Raw genomic sequence first — 20,181 nt, forward strand, 5'->3', positions numbered from 1 at the left:
CAAATGACCCGCGTTTCAGACGCCCCAGCGCGGAATGTGATGGGAGCCGAGCGATACGCATACGTTTTTCGGTTCGAGGAACACTTCATAGCTCCACGTGCCGCCTTCGCGGCCCACGCCCGATGCCTTGGTGCCGCCGAACGGCTGGCGCAGATCGCGCACGTTCTGGCTGTTGACGAAGCACATGCCGGCTTCCACGGCTGCAGCGACGCGAAGTGCGCGGCCGGTGCTCTCGGTCCAGATGTAGCTCGACAGGCCGTAGGAAATGTCGTTGGCAAGTTTGATCGCATCGGCTTCGTCGTCGAACGGAATCAGGCAGGCAACCGGACCGAAGATTTCTTCCTGCGCGATCCGCATGCGATTGTCGACGTCGACGAATACCGTCGGCTGCACGAAATTGCCTTTGCGCATGGCTTCCGGCAAGTCGGGCGCGTCGAGTCCGCCGCATGCGAGCGTGGCGCCTTCCTTCGGACCCAGTTCGATGTAGCTGCGCACCTTGGCCAAATGCCCCTGGCTGATCATCGGGCCGACGATCGTGCTGTCGGCCAGCGGATCGCCAACCGTCAAACGTTTTGCGCGTTCGATGAAACGCTCGGCAAAGCGCGCGTAAATCGAGCGTTGCACCAGAATGCGCGAACCCGCCGTGCAGCGTTCGCCGTTGTTCGAGAAGATCATGAACACGGCGGCATCGAGCGCGCGTTCGAAATCGGCGTCGTCGAAGATCACGAACGGCGACTTGCCGCCCAGTTCCATCGAAAACTTCTTCAGGCCCGCGGTTTGCACGATGCGGTTGCCGGTTGCAGTCGATCCGGTGAACGACACCGCGTGTACATCCGGGTGCGCCACCAGCGGTTCGCCGGTGTCCTTGCCGAAGCCGTGCACGACGTTCAGCACGCCAGCAGGAATGCCGGCTTCGAGCGCGAGATTGCCGAGCATCGAGGCGGTTAGCGGCGATAGTTCGCTCATCTTCAACACGGCGGTGTTGCCGAACGCGAGGCAGGGTGCGACTTTCCACGTTGCTGTCATGAACGGGACGTTCCACGGCGAGATTAGCGCGCAAACGCCGACCGGATGGAACAGCGTGTAGTTCAGATGCGTATCGGTGGGATACGTATGGCCGTCGACGCGCGTGCACATCTCTGCGAAATAGCTGAAGTTGTCGGCGGCGCGCGGCACGAGTTGCTTGCGCGTCTGCGAGATCGTTTGCCCGGTGTCTTTCGTCTCGGTCTCCGAGATGTCCGGCACGTTCTTCGCGATCAACTCGCCGAGCTTGCGGATGATTTTTGCGCGTTCCGCCGCGGGCTTGCCGGCCCATGCCGGAAACGCTTCTTTGGCGGCGCGTACGGCGGCGTCGACTTCTTCCGCACCGCCACGCGCCACTTCGGCGAGCACGTCTTGCGTCGCCGGATTGACGGTCTCGAAGTAGTCTTTCGCGGCGCTCGATTTGCCGTTGATCAGATGGTCGATTCGCATTGTGTTGTCCTTTCTCTTTAGCTGTCGATCAGAGTGCGCGCTTTAGCGCGTTACTCTGATCCCATGCAAAGCCTGTCGATCAGGCGCGGCCGAAGTCCGCGTCGGATGCAATCGTATTGACGAGACGGCCAAGGCCGTCGATTTCGCAGACCACTTCGTCGCCCGCATTGACGTTGACGATGCCTTCCGGCGTACCGGTCAGGATCACGTCGCCGGGTGCGAGGGTCATGAAGCCGCTGAGGTATTCGATCAACGCCGGGATATCGGTGACGAGATCGCGCGTGTTGCCGTGTTGCTGCCGCGTGCCGTTCACAAACGTGCGCAATTCGAGTTGCGTGACGTCTTCGACATCGGCGGCATCGACGAACCAGGGGCCGAGCACCGTGCCGCCGTCGCGATTCTTCACGCGCAGGTTGGGGCGGTAGTAGTTTTCCAGGTAGTCGCGGATCGCGTAGTCGTTGGCGATCATGTAGCCGGCCACATGCTGCATGGCGTTGTCGCGCTTGACGTTCTGCGCGGTTTGGCCGATCACCACCGCCAGCTCGCACTCGTAGTGCATGAAGGTGACGTCGGCGGGGCGGCGCGTGAAGCCGCGGTGACCGATGACCGCGCCCGGGCCTTTGAGAAAGACCAACGGCTCTTCCTGCTTGTTGAATTGCAGTTCCTTCGCGTGCTCCGCGTAGTTCAAGCCAAGCGCGAAGATCGTGCCGACCTCGATCGGTGCGAGCCACACCACTTCATCCTCACGACGTACGCGGCCGTCGGCAAGGCGCACGCCGTTGGCGTCCGGATAGGCTTCATGAATCGCTCCTGCATACGCAACACGGCCGCGCATCATTGCTGTTCTCCATCCTGTTCTGCTGCACCGAAAAACGACACCTCGAGCGGCGGCAAACCGCCAATCGACAGCGTAGCCGTGTCGCCGATATGGGCAACTGGCGAACCATGAGGCACGCCGAGCGTAATGACGTCGCCGGCACTCAATGTCATGAAATCGGTTACGTCCGCAAGCAATTGCGCCACGCTGCGTACCGACGACGCAGTACTCGCAGTGAATACTTCGCGCCCAGGAAGCGAAACCTTGATCGCCAGGTTGTCCGGCGCAACAAGATGATGCGCTGCAACCACCGCCGGCCCGATCACGCAAAAACCGTCACGCGCCCGGAACCGTACTGAAGGGCGGTACACGCTCGCATGCGGCACGCTCAGATCGGCGACCAGCGTATAGCCGGCGATGTAGTCGAACGCCTGCTCCGCGCTAGCGCGTGTTGCAGTGCGGCCGATCACGATACCCAGCGAAGCGCCGACTTCCACGCCCAATGCATCGTCAGGCACGGCAACACGTGCGCGATGACCGGCGAACGTATTGCGCGGCTTCAGATAGAGAATCGGTGCTTTGGGCGGCGCTTTATAGGGAGCAGCATGCACTGCGTCGCCCAGCGCGGCCAAAGCGGCGCGGTCGTTCAGCAAGGTTCCATACACAGCACCGGAAACCGGCGCGCGGCAGGCAATGCCGCGTGCAAGCAGCGCGGCAACGGTGCGCGCATCCACATCGCGAGGCAGCGCGTCGCCTTCCGGATGCAACAGGTGATCGGCAAGTGCAAACATAAATTAGCTGTCTCTCGGCAAAAACACTAACATGTTAGTAGTATTGCGCTTGATATCATCCACGGTCAATAGCCTGTCGGCCGATCGCGGGTTTTCCCTTAAGCTTCGACAGCTGCTTTTAATTTATCTGCCATGTCCGCATCTGCTTCTACCCGAGTTTTGCACCGCAACCTGCCCATGCTGTTGCTGCGCGCCAGAGAAAAAATGATGGAGCGTTTCCGGCCATTGATTACCGCGCACGGACTGACCGAGCAGCAATGGCGCGTGATTCGCGCGCTCAACGAGCACGGGCCGATGGAGCCGCGTCACATCTCCGATATCTGCACGATTTCGAGCCCGAGCATGGCGGGTGTGCTCGCGCGCATGGAGAGTATGGAGTTGGTGACCAAGGAGCGTTTCGCGGAAGACCAGCGCCGCGTGCTGGTGTCGCTCACTGATACGAGCGTGGACCTGGTGCGCGTGATCTCGAAGGATCTCGAGGCGCACTATCGCGAACTGGAGCGCAAGGTGGGGCCGGAAATCGTCGAGCGCGTGTATCGCGCGGTCGACGATCTGCTTGCCGGGCTTGAAGAAGAAGGTGAGTGAAGTAACGCGTTGTTGGTTAATTTCTGGCGATGAACTGCGCTCGCGCAGGCCATGGCCATTCTCTTACCACCCCTGAAATCGCCTCCACTCGACGCTGCCGCCATCCGCCGACACCGCGTGATATTCGGGGAACTGTGCACCGGTCGCGCACGCGTGATTGGGCAGGATACGCAGCTTCATGCCGATGGGAAAGCGCTGCGCGATGTCGTCCACAGGCTCACCGTCTTCCGACGACGACAGAATCCCGTGCTCCTGATTGGCGCCGCTCACGACAAAACCGCCAAGCGGTGTCCCGTTCAATAAACATGGCTGGCCGTAGCCGAAATCGTGCGGCTGCTTCGAGGTGCCGCGGTCACGGCTCATCGCCATCCAGCCTGCGTCGAGAATCGCCCAGCCTTTGTCCGCCTGATGCCCGATCACGGTCGCGAGCACACTCAGCGCGATATCTTCAAGCGCGCACACGCCGACGTTGTGCATGACCAGATCGAAGAAAACGTAGACACCCGCCCGCACTTCGGTCACGCCATCCAGTTGCTCGGCGGCCAGCGCCGTGGGCGTCGACCCGACGCTCACCGCTGGGCACGGAATGCCTGCGTCGCGCAACCGTTGCGCCGCGCGCACGCAGCCGGCGCGTTCCTGCTCCGCCAGCGCGGCGAGCGCCTCCGGCGTATGAAGCTCATAGCTGGAACCGGCGTGAGTCATCACGCCGCCCACCTTGACGCCGTTCTCGTGCAGAATCCGGCCGACTTCGAGCAGTGTGTCCTGTTCCGGCGTAATCCCTGAGCGGTGGCCATCCGTGTCCACCTCGATCCACACCTCAAAGGATTCGCCGTGCTGGTCCGCGAAGGCGGCGATGGCTGCAGCGGCGGTCGGATTGTCGGCCACCAGTTTCAGATCGCAACCCTGGCGGCGCAGCGCCAGTGCTCGCGGCAGCTTTGAAGGCGCGATGCTGACCGCGTAGAGAATATCGCTGACGCCGGCCGCGAAGAATGCTTCCGCCTCTTTGAGGGTCGAGACCGTGATGCCGCGCGCGCCGGCGGCGATCTGCGCACGGACAACGTCGATGCATTTGGTGGTCTTGACGTGCGGCCGGAATGCGACGCCCAGTGCGTTCATATGTCCCTGCATTCTCGCGATGTTCTTCTGCATCCGGGGGATGTCGATCAGCGCGGCAGGGGTGTCGATATGCTCGAGTTTCATGGTTTCACCGGGGAATGGAGTGGCTTTCGGTCTGGCCGAACTGGCCGAGCCATGGGACCAGCGAGTCGAGCGTGGGCGCCTCGATTTCGGGCGGCTGTGCTCCCGCCACCAGCGGCAGACCCACGCGGTTGTGCCAGTATGTCCTCAACCCGACCACGGCTGTGCCGAACATGTCGTAGCTGGAACCGGCCACGAACGCGGCTTCATGGGCGTCTACGCCAAGTTTGCCGAGCGCGAGCCGGTAAGGCAACGGGTCCGGCTTGTACATGCCGGCTTCTTCGGCGGTGACGATAGCGTTCCAGTGGATTGGGAAAATCCCGGCAGCCTGCGTACCGAGGCGGATGGAGCAGTTGGTGACAATTGCCAGTTTGCAATGCGGGCGGAGTGCGTGCAAGGCGTCGAGAGCGCCGCTCCATGGGGTAAGTTTCAGCCAGTCGACTTCGAGCGCAAGCGCGGCGGATTCAGGCAGTCCAACTTCGGCGGCCGCCTCACGCACCAATTGTTCGTACGCAATGTAGCGGCCGCAGCCGTAGGTCAGACGCAAATAGGCGGCGCGCCACGCACGGCCCAGCTGTTCGGACCCTGCGGCGTGATTCCATGACGTCCACGAATCGAGCAGGGCGGTCAGGAGGTCGAAGAGGACGGCCTTGGGGTAGGCGGTCGGAGTCGATATGGAGGTCATGATTTAACCGGCGAGGAACGGTGAGCCGATTATAAAGTTTCACTGCTCGCACGGAGTTCAGCCAAGGTAACTCTAAGATTCAGTTTGAGTGAATGTGCCATCCGCGACGTGACTCGTCACGTTTCGCGCGTTATCTTCTCCACGGCGGCAGCGGCCTGAATCTACCCTGTAGGTACTGCATGAAATGCCGCGTGCGAGCGGGCATTCCCGTTCGCTGATGCGTGAGCGCGATTACGTCGGCGTCTGGTGCTTTCCAGCCTTGCAGCAACCGCACGAGCCTTCCCTTCGCGATGTCTTCGGCTACGTCCCATTCGGAGCGCAGGATCACGCCACGGCCTTCGCAAGCCCACTGGCGGATCACATCGCCGTCGTTGCAGCTCAGATGCGGAGAAACGCGCACGCTGCGGCGTGTGCGGCCCTTGCTGAACTGCCACAGCGAGACGTCCTCGTTGTTCTCGCGCAGCACGATGCACGGCAGCTTGCTCAAGTCTTCCGGCGACTCCGGTTGACCAGTACGTTTGAGCAGCGCGGGCGCGGCGCAGACGAAGCGCGCATTCGGCGCAATCGCATAGCCGACCAGATTCGATACCGGCAAGTCGCCGATATGCACGACGATGTCGAAGCGGTCTATCGTGTCGGTCAAGGGCTGGTCGGACAGTGTGAGCGCCACGTCGATGTCCGGGTGTTGCTGCTGGAAGTCGGCGATGGCTGGCGCGAGGTGACGCCGGCCGAAGCCCAGCGGCGCATTGATTTTCAGCGTGCCGACCAGGCCGCCCCGGCGTGTCTGCAGGTCTTCGAACAGCGAGTCGAACTGCTCGACCAGTTCGGCGCCGCGTTCGCATAGGAGCGCGCCTTCTTCCGTGAACTGCAAACGGCGCGCCGTGCGGGTCACCAGCTGCGTGTCCAGTTTCTTTTCGAGCTGCTGCAGGCGCTGGGTCACCGCCGAGGGCGACAGGCCCAGTTTTCGCGCCGCGGCGATCAGGCTGCCACTTTCGCGGATGGCCAGCAGAAACCGGATATCGGCCGAGTCGTTCATGGCAGAAGCTTTTGAGTTCGGGAGTCTGGCAGCTTAAAGCGTTTGGATGCGCTGTTCCAGTGCGTCACAAGACGTTCTTGCAAGGTAAACTGATACGTCCGTAACGAAGCCGACAGCTTGAACGGCTAAAGTGTGCACTTGAACCAGGTGGGGCGGGCAGCACCCGCCTTCCGTCGAATCGTTGTTGCTTCCATTTGAAGAGAAGTCCCATGTCGTTGTCACGAGGAACGAGTCCGGGCGCCGCCGCGCAACAAAATGCCCTGAAACAGGGGGTATTCCTGCACACGGGCTGGCGCAGCGCAGGAACGTGGGTCTGGTCGCGTCTGCGTGCACTCGATTCCGTCACCGGATTCTATGAACCGTTCAGCAACGTGCTCGCCGATCTGAGCCTCGCCGACGTTTCTGCGTCCCGCCCTACATTAACTTCTGGACACCCGCCGCTCGCCGCGCCGTATTTCGAAGAGTATCGGCCGTTTCTCCAGGAGAGCGCACGCGGCGTAGCCGGATACAGGAAGCGCTTCGGCACCGACCGCTTTGCGCCTGCACCCGACGCGGAATTCCCCGCCTTGCAGGCCTATCTGGCCAACCTGTGGGAACGCACCGCTGAGCACGGCAGCGTACCCGTCTTCAAGTTTTGCCGTTCGTCGGGCCGGCTGCCGTGGCTCAAGCAAGCGTTCCCGCAGATCATGCACGCAGCCGTGTTGCGCAATCCCGCTTCGCAGTTCGCCTCGGGGTGGCTGCTCAATCAGCAATGGAGCAATTCGTTTTTCGTGGCCGCGCCGTTTCGCGTGCTGGGTCTGAACCAGACGGAGCCGCTGGTCCGGCAGGCCATCGAAATCTGCGGCGTGAGTTTGCCGCCTGGCGTGCCTACGTCGGATGACGCTTACGCCATGGTGTGCGAGCAATACGCGCGCACGGCGGAAGGCAATAACGCATATCGGGCGTTCGTCGCGCTATGGATTCTCTGTGCGTTGCGCATGGCCGACGGCGTCGATCTGATGATCGACATCGACCGGCTGGGGCCGTCGCGTGAGTATGCGGCCGGATTGCGCGCCGGGTTCGAAGCGCAGACCGGTCTGTCACCCGACTTCAGCAGCGCGCGCGATCTGGTCGAGGAAACGCGTCGCAGCGCGGCGCGCATGGCTGGGATCGACGGCCGGTCGATGCGAGCCGTTCATTCCGCGGCGCTGAAATTCCTCAAAGCCCAGAACGGCGCGGACGCCGGCTTTATCGAGCTCGTCCGCGAAAAGATGGTGTTGGCCAATGAATTGACCGAGCAATGGCGCTGAGTTGAGCGGTTTTTCCTGAAGTTGCGCCAACCTCGTCGGCCAGTACAGTTGCCTCGTGAAAAACAATACAGTGAGGCGCGGTTTTATTGTGCTGTATCGGGAATATGACCGGCGCCGTCGATACAGTTGGCGGATCAACCCTTGCGGCCTATCCCGAACACGAGGAACGAAATGAATGCAGTGAACGAACAAGCGAAGTTGTCGGTGCAACAGTTGGGGCATTACATCAGCGGCGCACCGGCTGCGTCGACCAGCGGCCGCTTCAAGGACGTGTTCAATCCCGCCACGGGCCAGGTGACCGGCTCGGTCGCTTTGGCATCGGTCGAGGAAGTGGACGCGGCGGTCAAGGCCGCCAAGGCCGCCTTTCCCGCCTGGAGCGAAACCGCGCCGATCAAGCGCGCCCGCATTCTGTTCAAGTTCAAGGAACTGCTGAACAAGCATCACGACGAACTGGCGATGCTGATCACCCGCGAACACGGCAAGGTGTTCACGGACGCGCAAGGTGAGGTGGTGCGCGGCATCGAAGTGGTCGAGTTCGCTTGCGGCATTCCGAATCTGCTGAAGACCGATTTCACCGACCAGATCGGCGGCGGCATCGACAACTGGAATCTGCGTCAGGCGCTGGGCGTAGTGGCAGGGATCACGCCGTTCAATTTCCCGGTGATGGTGCCGATGTGGATGTTCCCGGTCGCACTCGCTTGCGGCAACACGTTCGTGCTGAAGCCGTCGGAGCGTGACCCGTCGGCTTCGTTGCGCATTGCCGAGCTGCTGAAGGAAGCCGGTTTGCCTGATGGCGTGTTCAACGTCGTGAACGGCGACAAGGTAGCCGTGGATGCGCTGATTGAACACCCGGACGTCGCGGCGCTGTCGTTTGTCGGGTCCACGCCGATCGCCGAATATATCTATACGGAAGCATCGAAGCGCGGCAAGCGCGTGCAGGCGCTCGGCGGCGCGAAGAATCATCTGGTGGTGATGCCGGACGCCGATCTGGACCAGGCGGTGGACGCCCTGATCGGCGCTGCCTACGGTTCGGCAGGCGAGCGCTGCATGGCGATCTCGGTCGCGGTGGCGGTGGGCAATGTCGCCGATGAACTGATCGAGCGTCTCGTGCCGCGCGTGAAGTCTCTGGTGATCAAGAACGGCGAGAACCTCGACGCCGAAATGGGTCCGCTGGTTACCGCTGAACATAAGGCCAAGGTGGCCGGCTATATCGACTCGGGCGTGGCGGAAGGCGCGAAGCTTATCGTCGATGGCCGCGCGCATCCGGTCACGAATGCGGACGGTTTCTTTATCGGCGGGACGCTGTTCGACCAGGTCGGTACCGAGATGAAGATCTACAAGGAAGAAATCTTCGGCCCGGTGCTGGCGGTGGTGCGTGTGCCCGATTTCGCGAGCGCGGTCGAGCTGATCAATGCGCACGAGTTCGGCAATGGCGTGTCGCTCTTTACGTCGGATGGCGGTGTGGCGCGCGCGTTCGGGCGGCAGATTCAGGTGGGCATGGTCGGCATCAACGTGCCGATTCCGGTGCCGATGGCATGGCACTCGTTCGGCGGCTGGAAGCGTTCGCTGTTCGGCGATCACCACGCGTATGGCGAAGAAGGCGTGCGTTTCTACACGCGCTACAAGAGCATCATGCAGCGCTGGCCGGATAGCATCGCGAAGGGTGCTGAGTTCACGATGCCGGTGGCGAAGTAAGCAATAGAGCAGTATTGCCGTAGTTAAAAAGCCGCGCCTGATTTTTCAGGCGCGGCTTTTTTAATGAATCAGCTGCGTGCAGGCGACACGCAGTGGCAAGCAATCAAGCCTGGTTCAGATACCAGCGCCAGTCCTGTTCACCGACTTCGCCCATGAACTGCCGGTACTCGGCGCGCTTGATCGCGAGGAACACCTTAAGGAATTTTGCGCCGAATACGTCCTTCGCCCAGTCTGACTGTTCGAGTGCGTTCAAGGCGCTTAACCAGTCGGTCGGCAGCAGTGTGGTGGCTTGCGCATAACCATTGCCTTCGATCGGTGCGCCCGGGTCGAGGCATTCGCGAATGCCGTGGTGCGAGGCCGCAAGAATGGCCGCGGCAGCGAGATACGGATTCGCATCGGCGCCGCACACGCGATGCTCGACGTGCCGGCTCGGCGCCGGTCCGCCCGGCACGCGCAGGCTGACTGTGCGGTTATCGACGCCCCATGTCGGCGTGCACGGCGCATAGCTGTTTGCCTGGAAGCGGCGATACGAGTTCGCGTTCGGGCAGAACATCAGCATCGAATCGAGCAGGCCGTGCAACATGCCTCCCACCGCCTGGCGCAGCAGTGGCGTGCCGGCTTTGTCTTCGGAGGCGAAGAGGTTGTCGCCGGCTTCATTGGCGAGGCTCACGTGCATGTGCATGCCCGAACCGGCGATGTCGGCGAACGGCTTGGCCATGAAACATGCGCTCATGCCGTGCGCGTTCGCGACTCCCTTGACGATGCGCTTGTAGCGCACGGCATGATCCATCGCTTCGAGCGCGGGGCCGTGTTCGAGTGTGATCTCGACCTGGCCCGGCGCGTATTCGGAAATCGCGGTGCGTACCGGAATGTTCTGTTCACGGCAGGCATCGTAGAGATCCTTCAGGAACGGCTCGATCTGTTCGAGTTCGCGCAGGCCATACACCTGGGTTGTTCGCGGACGGCGGCCGTCGGTATCGAGCGCGGGCTGCGGACGGCCCTGTGCATCGAGTTTTGCATCCAGCAGATAGAACTCGAGTTCGCACGCCATCACCGGAAAGAAACCCTCCGCTTGTAGATCATCGACGATGCGCGCAAGCAGTTGCCGCGGATCGGCGACGCCGGCGGGCAGGCCTTCTTCGGGATGCATCTGAACCTGCACGGCGGCGGTCGGCATCTTGCGCCACGGCAGGCGCACGAGGCTGCCCGGCAGCGGATAGGCGCGGCAGTCGATATCGCCCACGTCCCAGACGAGGCCGCTGTCCTCGGTGTCGTCGCCGTTGATGGTCAGATTCATGATCGCGCTCGGCAGCGGTCGTCCGCTGCGATACACGGCGAGTAGTTCTTCACGATGAAGCAGCTTGCCGCGCGGCACGCCGGCGGCGTCGACGATAAAGAGTTCGATCAGATCGATATCGGGATTCTGTTCGAGGAAACTCAGCGCTTCCTGTTCGTGGGCGAATTGCATGTCGGTTCTCTCTGCGCATTGGCGCGTGCCTCGTCCTCCGCATCAGGTGCGCGGAGCGACGAAAAAAATCGGAAGAGCCGCGCGGATGGCGGCGCTGGATTCAGTTCAGGCGAGCGGATGCAGAGAGAACAACGGGGGCCGTGCGTGACGGCAATGCCAGATTGCCCAGAAAGCGAGAATCACGTTCAGCAGGGGATTGAGGCGCGCCGTGGCGAGGCGCGCGTGCGCGCACGCCGGATCGGCGTGGCAACGGCGGTTGAATAACCATACGGCGGGCTTCATGATGCACACGAGTATAGCTGTGGGCAGGGCGCGTTGCTCGACGAAATAACGGGCGGCTTCGTTGCACTTCGCGCAGCGGCCTTTAAACCCCAGCCGACGTATCCTCTTCCGCTTCATGCAACACGGCGTTCTGCACTGCCGTGACGGGACTGACATAAGGCGGCGCCTGGCGCGGATCATCGATGCTGTAGCGCAAACGCCCGGCCTCGACATACACGCGCAACTGACGATACTTGACCAGATACATCAAGCCGACGACCGCCGCCGCGAAACCCGATGCAGCGCCGACGCCGAGCGCCCAACGCGGACCGAAGCGATCCGCGACCCAACCCACCACCGGCGCGCCGAGCGGCGTGCCGCCCAGAGCGATGGCCAGCAGGATCGCGATGACCCGGCCACGCATGGCCGGCTCGGTGGAGATTTGCACGAGGCTGTTCGTCGACGTGTTGAACGTCTGTGTCGCCACGCCAACTACGACGAGCGCCAGGCCGAACAAGACGTAGTTCGGCATGAGCGAGGCGATCGTGCAGCCCACGCCGAAAACGGCCGCTGCGCCGAGCAGAAGAGCCATGCGAGGCTTCGCTCTGCGTGCGGAGAGCAGCGCACCGGTTACCGAACCGATCGCCATGGTCGAGCTCAGCACGCCGTATTGACTCGCGCCCGCATGAAAGGCGGTGACCGACATGGTCGAGATGAAGATCGGGAAGTTCAGCCCGAACGTCCCGATCAGAAACATCATCAACAGCGCGGCTTTCAGATCGGGACGGCTCCACACATACTTGAAACCTTCCACGAAGCTGCCGCGCGTGCGTGTTGCACGTGGTTTCACATTCAGTTCGCTGATGCGCAGCATGCGCAGCGAACCGAGTACGGCGACGAAGGAGAGCCCGTTGATCAGAAACACCCAGCCCGTGCCCACTGAGGCGATCAATAGCCCTGCGACGGCAGGCCCGATCATTCGCGCTGCGTTGAACGAGGTGGAGTTCAGCGCGACCGCGTTCGACAGATCGGCTTCTCCCACCAGATCGGAGACAAAGGTTTGACGCGCCGGCGAATCGAACGCGGTGACACAGCCGAGCAAGCCTGCAAACACATAGACCTGCCATAACTGCACGAGGCCGGTCACGGTGAGAATCCCGAGGCATAACGCCAACGTGCCCATCGCCCCCTGGGTGGCGAACAGCAGCTTGCGCCGATCGAAATGATCGGCCGCATAGCCGGTTAGGGGCAGTAGGAGCATTTGCGGCCCGAACTGCAGCGACATCACAATGCCCACGGAGGTGGCATTGTGATGCGTGAGTTCAGTGAGCACGAGCCAGTCCTGTGCCGTGCGCTGCATCCATGTCCCGACGTTGGAGACGATCGCACCGCTGGCCCAGACCCGGTAGTTGAACGTACGCAGCGAACGAAATGTGCCGCTCACCGGGACATCCCCGAGTGGACGATTCGCCGCGCCGCACAGCGGTTCAGACGCATGATCATGCGCGCGATGTCTCGAGCAGATCGAGGACGTCCTGCGTCGTGCCTGTTTCGCCGAGGCGCGGGAAGATTCGCGTGATGCTGTTGGTGTGCGCGTCCGGGTTCATGTCCGTCATCGCGTCCACCGCGAACGTGACGTTGAAGCCGAGTTCCTGTGCGAAACGCGCGGTAGACTCGACACCGATGCTAGTGGCCACGCCGACCAGTACCACCTGCGTGACGCCTTGTTTGCGCAGATACGCTTCGAGGTCGGTGTTCGTGAACGCGCCCCAGGTGCGCTTGGTCACCAGATGATCCGACGGCTGCTGATTCAGTTCGGGAACGAGGTCCGCAAAGCCGGCGGGGAAGTCACCGGCGGGACGCGACTGTTCCGCGCGGCCGGGCGCGCCACCCGCCACATTGACGAGCACCACCGGCAGACCATGGCGGCGAAATGCATCGATCAGGCCAACGGAGCGTTTGACGACCTCCGCGGTGGGATGGGCAGTAGGCAGCGCGACGATACCTTGCTGCAAATCGATGACGACCAATGCGGTCTTTGCGTCGAGCGTAGTGAGGGCCATGATGTTTTCCTGAGAGTTACGAATCGATGAGGCGTTTGAGCAAGTCGACGCCAATCGCGAGCTGTTTCTGTTCGGCGGCGGAGAAGCGGGTCTGGATCGTACGGAATAGCCAGTCTTCGCGCGCCGCGCGGCTTGCCTTGATCTTCTTGCGGAAGGCGGGTGTGAGGGAGAGAACGGTTTGCCGCCCGTCGTTCGGGTCGGGGGCGCCGCTCACGAGTCCGGCCGCTTTCAGAACTGAAAGCGTCTCGCCCATGGATTGCGGCCGCATCCCCTGGATGCGCGCGAGCGTGGTGACCGTTGCCGGACCTTCGCGTTCCAGCAGACTGAGAACCTGCACCTGCGACGGCGTGAAATCGCCCACATGTGCTTCTTCGCGCAACCGGCGGCGCAATTTGCCGACCAGTACGCGCAGATCTTCCGCCGTTGCATGCAACGCGTCGGGATCGGAGAGGGGCCGTGTGGGCTGAGTGTCGTTGCTGGACATACCGGCAGATGTGAAGGTTACCTACGAAGGTTACCTTCGTATCTGCCGGGAGTCAAGTTGACTGGATTGACAGCGGAATGCAAGGTGAGCCACGCATTCCGTGTTGGGCTTGAGTAATCGGGTTGGCGCGCGGCGACGCGCCGTTTAGAACTTATGGCGAAGCGCCACGCGGGCCACGACCTGATTCTGCGTCGACGAGGGAGACTGCGTGCCAGGGACGAATGCGTCATCGAGAATCGAGTTGGTCGAACTGCCGGCGACCTTCTGATATTCGCCTTGAACGTAGACGTCCGTGCGTTTGGACAGGTTGTAGTCCGCCATCAGTCCAACGGAGTGGATTTTGGGCTTCACGCTGCCAGTGGATGCGTCGTATGTCTCCATTGTGTAGACATACTGTGCACCGACAAAGAACGCCGGTGTGATTTGGTATTTGCCGTTCACTTCGAAGTTCTGGTATTTGAGCGTATTCAGCAGGACGCCGTTCGCGGCGAGCGGGATGCCTATATAGCCATTACCGGTGGGGTCCTTGTAGTTCGAGTTGGTATACGCGAAGCCGACGGTCGCAGAGCCGAACGTGTAATTGATCCCGCCGCCGAACACGCGCATGCGCCCGGCGATGAAGCTTGCATCGTTGGCGGTAATTGCCCCGTTCGAACCCACGCCGGGATTATTCGCCTGCAAATAGGCCGCGGCGACGAGCAGACCGCCGTTTGCGTATTGAGCGCCGAAGCTGTACTGACGATTGTTGGCGAAATTCGTATCGTTGCTGAAGCTATACGTGCCACCGAACTGGAACCCTGAGAAATCCGGGCTGGCGTACTTGATGGTGTTATCGACACGAAACGAGTTATCGGTATTGTCGTTGTCGTACGGGTGCGCAAACAGATAGCCGGCCCAATTGCCGTTGGCGGTAGTTTGCGCGAGGTAATCGACGACCGAATCGTATTGACGGCCAAGCGTAACGGAGCCGAAGCGATCGCTGCTCAGCCCCACATAGGCTTGCCGCCCGAACATCCGACCGCCCTGATTGAGCCGCCCGGAATTCAGATCGAAGCCATTTTCGAGTTGAAAGATTGCTTTGAGACCACCACCGAGATCTTCCGAGCCTTTCAGGCCCCAGCGACTGCCTTGAGCGTAACCGCTGGCGAGTTCCACGACGCTACCGTGCCCGACGTTATTCGTATAGTCGATCCCTTCATCGATGACCCCATACAGCGTCACGCTGCTCTGCGCGAAGGCGGGGGAGGCGACGACGCCGACCAGGGCGACGGCGAGGACATTCTTTTTCATAAGATCTCCGGAATGGTTTGGCAAGTGGCCGACGCATCATTTTCCGGACAATACTTTTTGCAAAGCGAGGAATTCTGATGGCACCAATCGGAAACCCCGATGGAGCAATCACAGGAGAGATGACAACCCAACCGCAAACCCTTTGCGATCCGAATTAATCGGTTGAAGAGCGCGCGAACAACACGCGAGGGAAGCCAGAGCAAGACGAGGTAGGCACAACCGAACGAGACGCAGGACCAAGGACCAAGGACCAAGGACCAAGGACCAAGGACCAAGGACCAAGGACCAAGGACCAAGGACCAAGGACGAAGCGAGAAGGGTGACAAACCAGACGGTGTTAAGAACAACGCTTCGGCGCGCGCAGCGCCGCCGGAAGAATGACGCCCTTGTCACAAGAGCATGTAGTGGCACGAACACAGATTCCAGTCGCACCACTACCGTGAGCGAGCTGCGGGACCCGCTTAGCAGGGGCATCTAGCCGCTTTCTTTGCTTACTTTCTTTGCGGCGGCAAAGAAAGTAAGTGCCGCCCCGCACAGGGGCAACGCTAATAGACCACTAACAATGCAAGGAAAGGCACCAAAGCCAGAACAAGGAAAGGCCAAAACCCCAAGACACTGACAGCAAGCGCCGCGCAGGCAACAAACCAGCAAAAGCTAGGCAGCAACCCCCACAACAACATTGCGCCTCTCCTCCACCATCTCCTCAATCAACCCGGCGAGCACATCCACCGCCGGATCCCGATTAACAGAAGCCCGATGCAACTCAAGGTCAGCCGGAGGCAAAGCAGGCAACCCATCCTGAACCCCCAAAACCCGCCAATTATCCGGCAAAGTACACCGATCAATAATCGTAACAGCAGCCCCATGATTAACAGCAACCTTAATCCCAGTAGGACTCTGACTGGTATAAACGACCTGATACTGCCGCTCAAGCGCGGCAAGCGCTTCAAGCCCCCGCTGCCGATAACAACAAGTCTCAGGAAACAAAGCCAACGGCACAGGAACCTCAGGCTCCAGAACAAAATCCCGATGCGCCGCCCACACCACCTCTTCACGCCCGAGATGCCGCCCACTGGTCTGCGACCCATGCCGCACCACTAGCGCCAGATCCAGCTCCCCGGCCTGCAACCGTTCCAGCAACTCCAACGACATCCGGCAATGAATATGCGGCCGCGCACCCGGCCTAAGCGCATAAAACTTCTTCAGCAACTCAGGCAGCCATAACTCCGCATAGTCCTCAGGCAGCCCAAACCGGATCACACCATCACTATTGCTCCGGTTCAGCGCAGCAATCGCCTCGTTCTGCACCTGAATAATCCGCCGGGCGTGAATCAAAAAATTCTCGCCATCGCGCGACAAAGCCAACCGCCGGCTGTTACGCAGAAACATGTGCGTTTCCAACCGGTCCTCCAGCGTGCGTATCCGCAGACTGATGGTCGACTGTGTGCGGTGCAGCAATTTGGCCGCCGCGGTAAACCCACCGCTATCGACCACGGCAACGAACGCCCGCACCAGTTCGGGGTCCAGAGAACTCAGTTTCGACCAATCGGGTCCGCTGATGGAAGCCATCGGAATTACTCGCTTTCCAAAGAAATTTGGCGATCAAAACATGGGGGCGTCAGTGAGGTGATTGTTGTCGAAAACAATTCGCGTCACAAATCAGTCTGAACCCCTAATCTGGAGTCCCGCCGTGTCAGTCCTTCCTCTTGCCGATGCCGAATGCAACGATTTGAGCGACATCGTCGATACCGGGCGCTATCCGTTGCACGATCCGGACCATCCCCGTATGCGCGAGCTGATCGCAAGCTGCCGCGCACACCTGGCGGGCAACGGCAGCGCGGTGCTGCACGGTTTTCTGCGGCCCGAGGCGCTCGTCCAGGCGCGGGCCGAAGGTGTCGCGCTGGCGGCCAAGACCTACTTTTCGACTCGTAAGGTCAACGCCTACTTCACGGCGGACGATCCGTCGCTGCCCGCCGACGATCCGCGCCGCGTCTTCATGGACCGCACCAGCGGCTTCGTCACCCGCGATGTGATTCCCGCCGACGCGATCGTGCATCGCATCTATGTTGCCCAGGCGATGAAGCGTTTCGTTGCGGCCTGCCTCGGAGAAGCGCGTGTCTGGGAATACGCGGACCCTTATGCCGGGCTGGTTCAGAACGTCATGCCGCCGGGCACCGAACAGCCGTGGCACTACGATACCAACGAATTCATCGTCTCGATGATGACGCAACAGCCGGAAGCGGGTGGCGATTTCGAGTATTGCCCGAATATCCGTTCTCCCCAAGGCGAGAACTATGGCGACGTCGGCAGCGTGGTGCGCGGCGAGACTCGTGCGCCGATCAATGTGATCACGTTGCAGCCCGGCGATCTGCAACTGTTCAAAGGACGTTTTTCATTGCACCGCGTCACCAAGGTGCAGGGCGGCATCGACCGGCATACCGCGATCTTCGCGTACTCGCAGAAGCCCGGTGTGATCGGCAGGCTCGAACGCACGCGTCAACTGTATGGACGGGTGTCCGAAATGCATCTGGAAGCCGAGCAGCGGCTCGTGCGCGCCGACAACCTCGTCGATTGAAGCTGTTTTTCTAAAACCATCCCACGTCCCCTTCGAAAACATGACGATTATTCGCCCGACTCACCGCCCGGAAGATTGCGAACCCACTGCGGAGGAAATCGCGCAGATCCAGCGTGACCGGCTTGCCGCCGTACGTCGCGAGCTAAAGAAGCGCGATCTGACCGCCGCGATCCTGTTCGACCCCACGCATATGCGCTACGCGACCGGCTCGCGCAACATGCAGGTCTATTCGATGCGCAACCCGGCGCGCTATCTGTTCGTACCGGCCGAAGGCAAGGTCGTGCTGTTCGAATACGCCGGCTGTGATTTTCTCGCCGACGGGCTCGACACCGTCGACGAAGTGCGGCCCGCTACCGCGATTTCCTATTACTTCTGCGACGACATGCTGGGCCGCGTCACCGAACGCTGGGCCGACGAAATCGACGAGCTGGTCAAGCAGAGCGGCGGCGGCAAACGCATCGCCATCGAGAGCGCGACGTCGGCGGCGGCTTTTGCGTTGCAAGCGCGCGGCTATCAGATCAGCGACGCACAGGAACCGCTCGAACGGGCCCGCTCGATCAAAGTGCCGAACGAGATCAAGATGATCCGTTCATCGCTGCGTGCCGCGGAAGAGGGCGTGCGTAAGCTGGAGGCCGCACTCGTGCCCGGCATCAGCGAAAACGAACTCTGGTCGCATCTGCATAAGCACATCATTGAAACGGACGGCGACTACGTGGAAACACGTTTGATCAGCTCGGGTCCGCGCACCAATCCGTGGTTCCAGGAAAGCAGCCCGCGCAAGATCCAGACAGGCGAGCTCGTTGGCCTCGATACGGACGTCGTGGGGCGCTTCGGCTATTACGCGGACTTCTCGCGCACCTTCCTGTGCGGCGACGCTCCCGCTACGACAGCACAGAAAACGCTCTACAGACTCGCCTACGAACAGGTGCATTCGAATATGGAGAACGTGCGCGCCGGCACGACGTTTCAGGAGTTCATTGCGAAGGCCTGGAAGATTCCCGGCCCTTATCAGGCGCGCCGCTATTTCGCGCTTGCGCATGGCGTCGGCATGACCGGCGAGTATCCGTACATCGTCCATCGCGAGGACAACGACGCCAAGGGCTATGACGGCGTGATCGAGCCCGGCATGACGCTGTGCATCGAAAGCTATATCGGCCATGAAGATGGCGGCGAAGGCGTCAAGCTGGAAGAGCAGGTGTATGTGCGCGATGACGGCCGCGTGGAACTGCTGTCCGACTATCCGTTCGAGAAGCGCCTGCTCGCCTGAGCGCATGGCGTGTCCTCATCGGCATGTGAGGCAAGGGTCAAGGCCCTCGCACATGCCGGCTCATTGCAATTCAACGTTCCAAGGGTGATCGACGATGCAATTCAGACAACTTCGGACGGTGCTGTGCGCCGCCGCCATGGCTTTGACCGGCGTCACCGCGCACGCTGCGGATAGCTGGTGCGCGCAGGGCAAGACGGTGCATTTCGCCGGCATTACGTGGGAAAGCGGCTCCTTTGCGACCGAAGTGCTGCGGCAGATTCTGGAGAAGGGTTACGGCTGCAAGACCGATGTCGTGCCCGGCAGCACGGCAGCCACCGAAACTGCGCTCGCGCACAACGACGTGCAGGTATGGGCCGAACAATGGACCGGGCGCAGCGAGATCACCGCGAAGGCTGTGGCCTCGGGCAGCGTCAAGCTGGTGGGCGACACCTTGCCGGGCGGCACGAAGGAAGGCTGGTTCGTGCCGGAATACGTGGTGAAGGGCGATCCCAAACGCGGCATCAAGCCGCTCGCAGCAGGTCTTGTTTCAGTGACTGACCTGCCGAAGTACAAAAGCGTATTCGCCGACGACGAGGAACCGGACAAGGGCCGCTTTCTAAACTGCCCGACGGGCTGGGATTGCGAACGGGTCAACACGCGCTTGCTGAAGGTGCTGAATCTCGATGCGAGCTACACCAACTTCCACCCAGGCACCGGCGCCGCGCTCGATGCCGCTATCGCTTCCGCTTACCAGCGTGGCGCGCCGATCGTGTTCTATTACTGGGGCCCGGCCGCGTTAATGGCGAAGTACAGGTTCGTCGAATTGAAGATGCCTGCCTATAACGACGCGTGCTGGAAGACCTTGCGCGACGAAAGCAGCACCTCGCAATGCGCTTCCTCGTATATGGTCTCGCATGTCACGGTAGGCGTATCCACGCCGTTCTACGACGCTGACCCGCAGCTCGTGTCGATGCTCGGCAAGGTCAAGTTTCCGATGGACTTCCTGAACAGCACGATCCTCGAGATGAGCACGAAGAAACTCGACGGCTCGGTCATGGCCACGCAATTCCTGCGCGAGCATCCGGAGATGTGGAAGCAATGGGTGCCTGCCGACGTCGCGTCGAAAGTGCAGGCCGGACTCGCTGGCGCCTGACAGGCGGTAACGTCAGGCGGATTTCGACGGCACGAGGTCTTGCGGCTTCGTGCCGGACTGCAGGTGTTGTACG

The 20,181-nt window shown here is 61.3% G+C and carries 19 protein-coding genes; 6 read left to right on the forward strand and 13 right to left on the reverse strand.

The genetic code is table 11. The features are described 5' to 3' along the window. Nucleotides 1–15: 15 nt before the first annotated feature. The 3 genes from hpaE to KHO30_RS26025 form a co-directional block, all read right to left on the reverse strand. Nucleotides 16–1,473: a 5-carboxymethyl-2-hydroxymuconate semialdehyde dehydrogenase gene (gene hpaE / locus KHO30_RS26015; protein ID WP_093632889.1), complete on the reverse strand. Its 1,458-nt coding sequence runs from the start codon at nucleotides 1,471–1,473 to the stop codon at nucleotides 16–18. Nucleotides 1,474–1,552: 79 nt separating this feature from the next. Continuing rightward, a complete protein-coding gene (locus KHO30_RS26020) occupies nucleotides 1,553–2,311 on the reverse strand; it encodes a fumarylacetoacetate hydrolase family protein (RefSeq protein WP_200620272.1) in 759 nt (252 codons plus the stop codon). After that, nucleotides 2,308–3,081 (reverse strand): fumarylacetoacetate hydrolase family protein, encoded by a 774-nt coding sequence (locus tag KHO30_RS26025; RefSeq protein ID WP_211702750.1) that lies wholly within the window; start codon nucleotides 3,079–3,081, stop codon nucleotides 2,308–2,310. The genes KHO30_RS26020 and KHO30_RS26025 overlap by 4 nt, the downstream gene beginning before the upstream one ends. A gap of 177 nt (nucleotides 3,082–3,258) precedes the next feature. On the opposite strand from KHO30_RS26025, the gene hpaR reads away from it, so the two are divergent. Beyond that, nucleotides 3,259–3,666 (forward strand): homoprotocatechuate degradation operon regulator HpaR, encoded by a 408-nt coding sequence (hpaR, locus tag KHO30_RS26030; protein WP_175050134.1) that lies wholly within the window; start codon nucleotides 3,259–3,261, stop codon nucleotides 3,664–3,666. 63 nt (nucleotides 3,667–3,729) lie between these two features. On the opposite strand, the gene KHO30_RS26035 is transcribed toward hpaR, so the two are convergent. The 3 genes from KHO30_RS26035 to KHO30_RS26045 form a co-directional block, all read right to left on the reverse strand. Continuing rightward, nucleotides 3,730–4,866, reverse strand: a complete 1,137-nt coding sequence (locus tag KHO30_RS26035) for a DSD1 family PLP-dependent enzyme (RefSeq protein ID WP_211702751.1) — start codon at nucleotides 4,864–4,866, stop codon at nucleotides 3,730–3,732. Between the two features lie 4 nt (nucleotides 4,867–4,870). Next, nucleotides 4,871–5,548 (reverse strand): HAD family hydrolase, encoded by a 678-nt coding sequence (locus KHO30_RS26040; protein WP_211702752.1) that lies wholly within the window; start codon nucleotides 5,546–5,548, stop codon nucleotides 4,871–4,873. Between the two features lie 130 nt (nucleotides 5,549–5,678). Continuing rightward, entirely contained in the window at nucleotides 5,679–6,584 is a 906-nt protein-coding gene (locus tag KHO30_RS26045) for a LysR family transcriptional regulator (protein WP_200620276.1), read from the reverse strand. 209 nt (nucleotides 6,585–6,793) lie between these two features. On the opposite strand from KHO30_RS26045, the gene KHO30_RS26050 reads away from it, so the two are divergent. Together KHO30_RS26050 and KHO30_RS26055 are read left to right on the forward strand one after the other, a co-directional pair. Then, nucleotides 6,794–7,873, forward strand: coding sequence for a hypothetical protein (locus KHO30_RS26050; protein WP_093632882.1), 1,080 nt, complete (start codon nucleotides 6,794–6,796; stop codon nucleotides 7,871–7,873). Nucleotides 7,874–8,044: 171 nt separating this feature from the next. Then, nucleotides 8,045–9,568 carry a CoA-acylating methylmalonate-semialdehyde dehydrogenase gene (locus KHO30_RS26055; protein ID WP_093632881.1) on the forward strand — a complete coding sequence of 508 codons (1,524 nt, stop codon included), beginning with the start codon at nucleotides 8,045–8,047 and terminating at the stop codon, nucleotides 9,566–9,568. Nucleotides 9,569–9,671: 103 nt separating this feature from the next. On the opposite strand, the gene KHO30_RS26060 is transcribed toward KHO30_RS26055, so the two are convergent. The 7 genes from KHO30_RS26060 to KHO30_RS26090 all read right to left on the reverse strand — a co-directional run bounded on the left by KHO30_RS26060 (nucleotide 9,672) and on the right by KHO30_RS26090 (nucleotide 16,703). Continuing rightward, nucleotides 9,672–11,036 carry a glutamine synthetase family protein gene (locus KHO30_RS26060; RefSeq protein ID WP_211702753.1) on the reverse strand — a complete coding sequence of 455 codons (1,365 nt, stop codon included), beginning with the start codon at nucleotides 11,034–11,036 and terminating at the stop codon, nucleotides 9,672–9,674. A 105-nt stretch (nucleotides 11,037–11,141) separates the two neighbouring features. Further along, nucleotides 11,142–11,318 carry a hypothetical protein gene (locus KHO30_RS26065; protein ID WP_211702754.1) on the reverse strand — a complete coding sequence of 59 codons (177 nt, stop codon included), beginning with the start codon at nucleotides 11,316–11,318 and terminating at the stop codon, nucleotides 11,142–11,144. 82 nt (nucleotides 11,319–11,400) lie between these two features. Next, a complete protein-coding gene (locus KHO30_RS26070) occupies nucleotides 11,401–12,741 on the reverse strand; it encodes an MFS transporter (RefSeq protein ID WP_211702755.1) in 1,341 nt (446 codons plus the stop codon). Nucleotides 12,742–12,796: 55 nt separating this feature from the next. Further along, nucleotides 12,797–13,360 carry an isochorismatase family protein gene (locus KHO30_RS26075; RefSeq protein ID WP_200572102.1) on the reverse strand — a complete coding sequence of 188 codons (564 nt, stop codon included), beginning with the start codon at nucleotides 13,358–13,360 and terminating at the stop codon, nucleotides 12,797–12,799. 16 nt (nucleotides 13,361–13,376) lie between these two features. Further along, nucleotides 13,377–13,844, reverse strand: coding sequence for a MarR family winged helix-turn-helix transcriptional regulator (locus tag KHO30_RS26080; RefSeq protein ID WP_054039136.1), 468 nt, complete (start codon nucleotides 13,842–13,844; stop codon nucleotides 13,377–13,379). A gap of 144 nt (nucleotides 13,845–13,988) precedes the next feature. Beyond that, entirely contained in the window at nucleotides 13,989–15,134 is a 1,146-nt protein-coding gene (locus KHO30_RS26085; protein ID WP_093632876.1) for a porin, read from the reverse strand. Nucleotides 15,135–15,788: 654 nt separating this feature from the next. Beyond that, nucleotides 15,789–16,703, reverse strand: a complete 915-nt coding sequence (locus KHO30_RS26090; protein ID WP_211702756.1) for a LysR substrate-binding domain-containing protein — start codon at nucleotides 16,701–16,703, stop codon at nucleotides 15,789–15,791. Nucleotides 16,704–16,824: 121 nt separating this feature from the next. Between KHO30_RS26090 and KHO30_RS26095 the strand changes: the two genes are divergently transcribed. From KHO30_RS26095 to KHO30_RS26105, 3 genes are all read left to right on the forward strand, one after another. Continuing rightward, nucleotides 16,825–17,709 (forward strand): HalD/BesD family halogenase, encoded by an 885-nt coding sequence (locus KHO30_RS26095; protein WP_171926647.1) that lies wholly within the window; start codon nucleotides 16,825–16,827, stop codon nucleotides 17,707–17,709. 40 nt (nucleotides 17,710–17,749) lie between these two features. Then, entirely contained in the window at nucleotides 17,750–18,976 is a 1,227-nt protein-coding gene (locus tag KHO30_RS26100) for a M24 family metallopeptidase (protein ID WP_200651281.1), read from the forward strand. Nucleotides 18,977–19,070: 94 nt separating this feature from the next. Beyond that, nucleotides 19,071–20,108 (forward strand): ABC transporter substrate-binding protein, encoded by a 1,038-nt coding sequence (locus tag KHO30_RS26105; RefSeq protein ID WP_211702757.1) that lies wholly within the window; start codon nucleotides 19,071–19,073, stop codon nucleotides 20,106–20,108. The last annotated feature ends 73 nt before the right edge of the window (nucleotides 20,109–20,181 follow it).

The organism is Paraburkholderia aspalathi (assembly GCF_905220735.1).
GTDB classification, from domain to species: Bacteria; Pseudomonadota; Gammaproteobacteria; order Burkholderiales; family Burkholderiaceae; genus Paraburkholderia; species Paraburkholderia aspalathi.

Coding starts and splice junctions, on each gene's coding strand:
- KHO30_RS26060 (WP_211702753.1), bottom strand. CDS start 11,036: ATGCAATTCGCCCACGAACAGGAAGCGCTGAGTTTCCTCGAACAGAAT.
- KHO30_RS26040 (WP_211702752.1), bottom strand. CDS start 5,548: ATGACCTCCATATCGACTCCGACCGCCTACCCCAAGGCCGTCCTCTTC.
- KHO30_RS26080 (WP_054039136.1), bottom strand. CDS start 13,844: ATGTCCAGCAACGACACTCAGCCCACACGGCCCCTCTCCGATCCCGAC.
- KHO30_RS26050 (WP_093632882.1), top strand. CDS start 6,794: ATGTCGTTGTCACGAGGAACGAGTCCGGGCGCCGCCGCGCAACAAAAT.
- KHO30_RS26105 (WP_211702757.1), top strand. CDS start 19,071: ATGCAATTCAGACAACTTCGGACGGTGCTGTGCGCCGCCGCCATGGCT.
- hpaR (WP_175050134.1), top strand. CDS start 3,259: ATGCTGTTGCTGCGCGCCAGAGAAAAAATGATGGAGCGTTTCCGGCCA.
- KHO30_RS26100 (WP_200651281.1), top strand. CDS start 17,750: ATGACGATTATTCGCCCGACTCACCGCCCGGAAGATTGCGAACCCACT.
- KHO30_RS26025 (WP_211702750.1), bottom strand. CDS start 3,081: ATGTTTGCACTTGCCGATCACCTGTTGCATCCGGAAGGCGACGCGCTG.
- KHO30_RS26035 (WP_211702751.1), bottom strand. CDS start 4,866: ATGAAACTCGAGCATATCGACACCCCTGCCGCGCTGATCGACATCCCC.
- KHO30_RS26055 (WP_093632881.1), top strand. CDS start 8,045: ATGAATGCAGTGAACGAACAAGCGAAGTTGTCGGTGCAACAGTTGGGG.
- KHO30_RS26085 (WP_093632876.1), bottom strand. CDS start 15,134: ATGAAAAAGAATGTCCTCGCCGTCGCCCTGGTCGGCGTCGTCGCCTCC.
- KHO30_RS26090 (WP_211702756.1), bottom strand. CDS start 16,703: ATGGCTTCCATCAGCGGACCCGATTGGTCGAAACTGAGTTCTCTGGAC.
- KHO30_RS26075 (WP_200572102.1), bottom strand. CDS start 13,360: ATGGCCCTCACTACGCTCGACGCAAAGACCGCATTGGTCGTCATCGAT.
- hpaE (WP_093632889.1), bottom strand. CDS start 1,473: ATGCGAATCGACCATCTGATCAACGGCAAATCGAGCGCCGCGAAAGAC.
- KHO30_RS26045 (WP_200620276.1), bottom strand. CDS start 6,584: ATGAACGACTCGGCCGATATCCGGTTTCTGCTGGCCATCCGCGAAAGT.
- KHO30_RS26020 (WP_200620272.1), bottom strand. CDS start 2,311: ATGATGCGCGGCCGTGTTGCGTATGCAGGAGCGATTCATGAAGCCTAT.
- KHO30_RS26065 (WP_211702754.1), bottom strand. CDS start 11,318: ATGAAGCCCGCCGTATGGTTATTCAACCGCCGTTGCCACGCCGATCCG.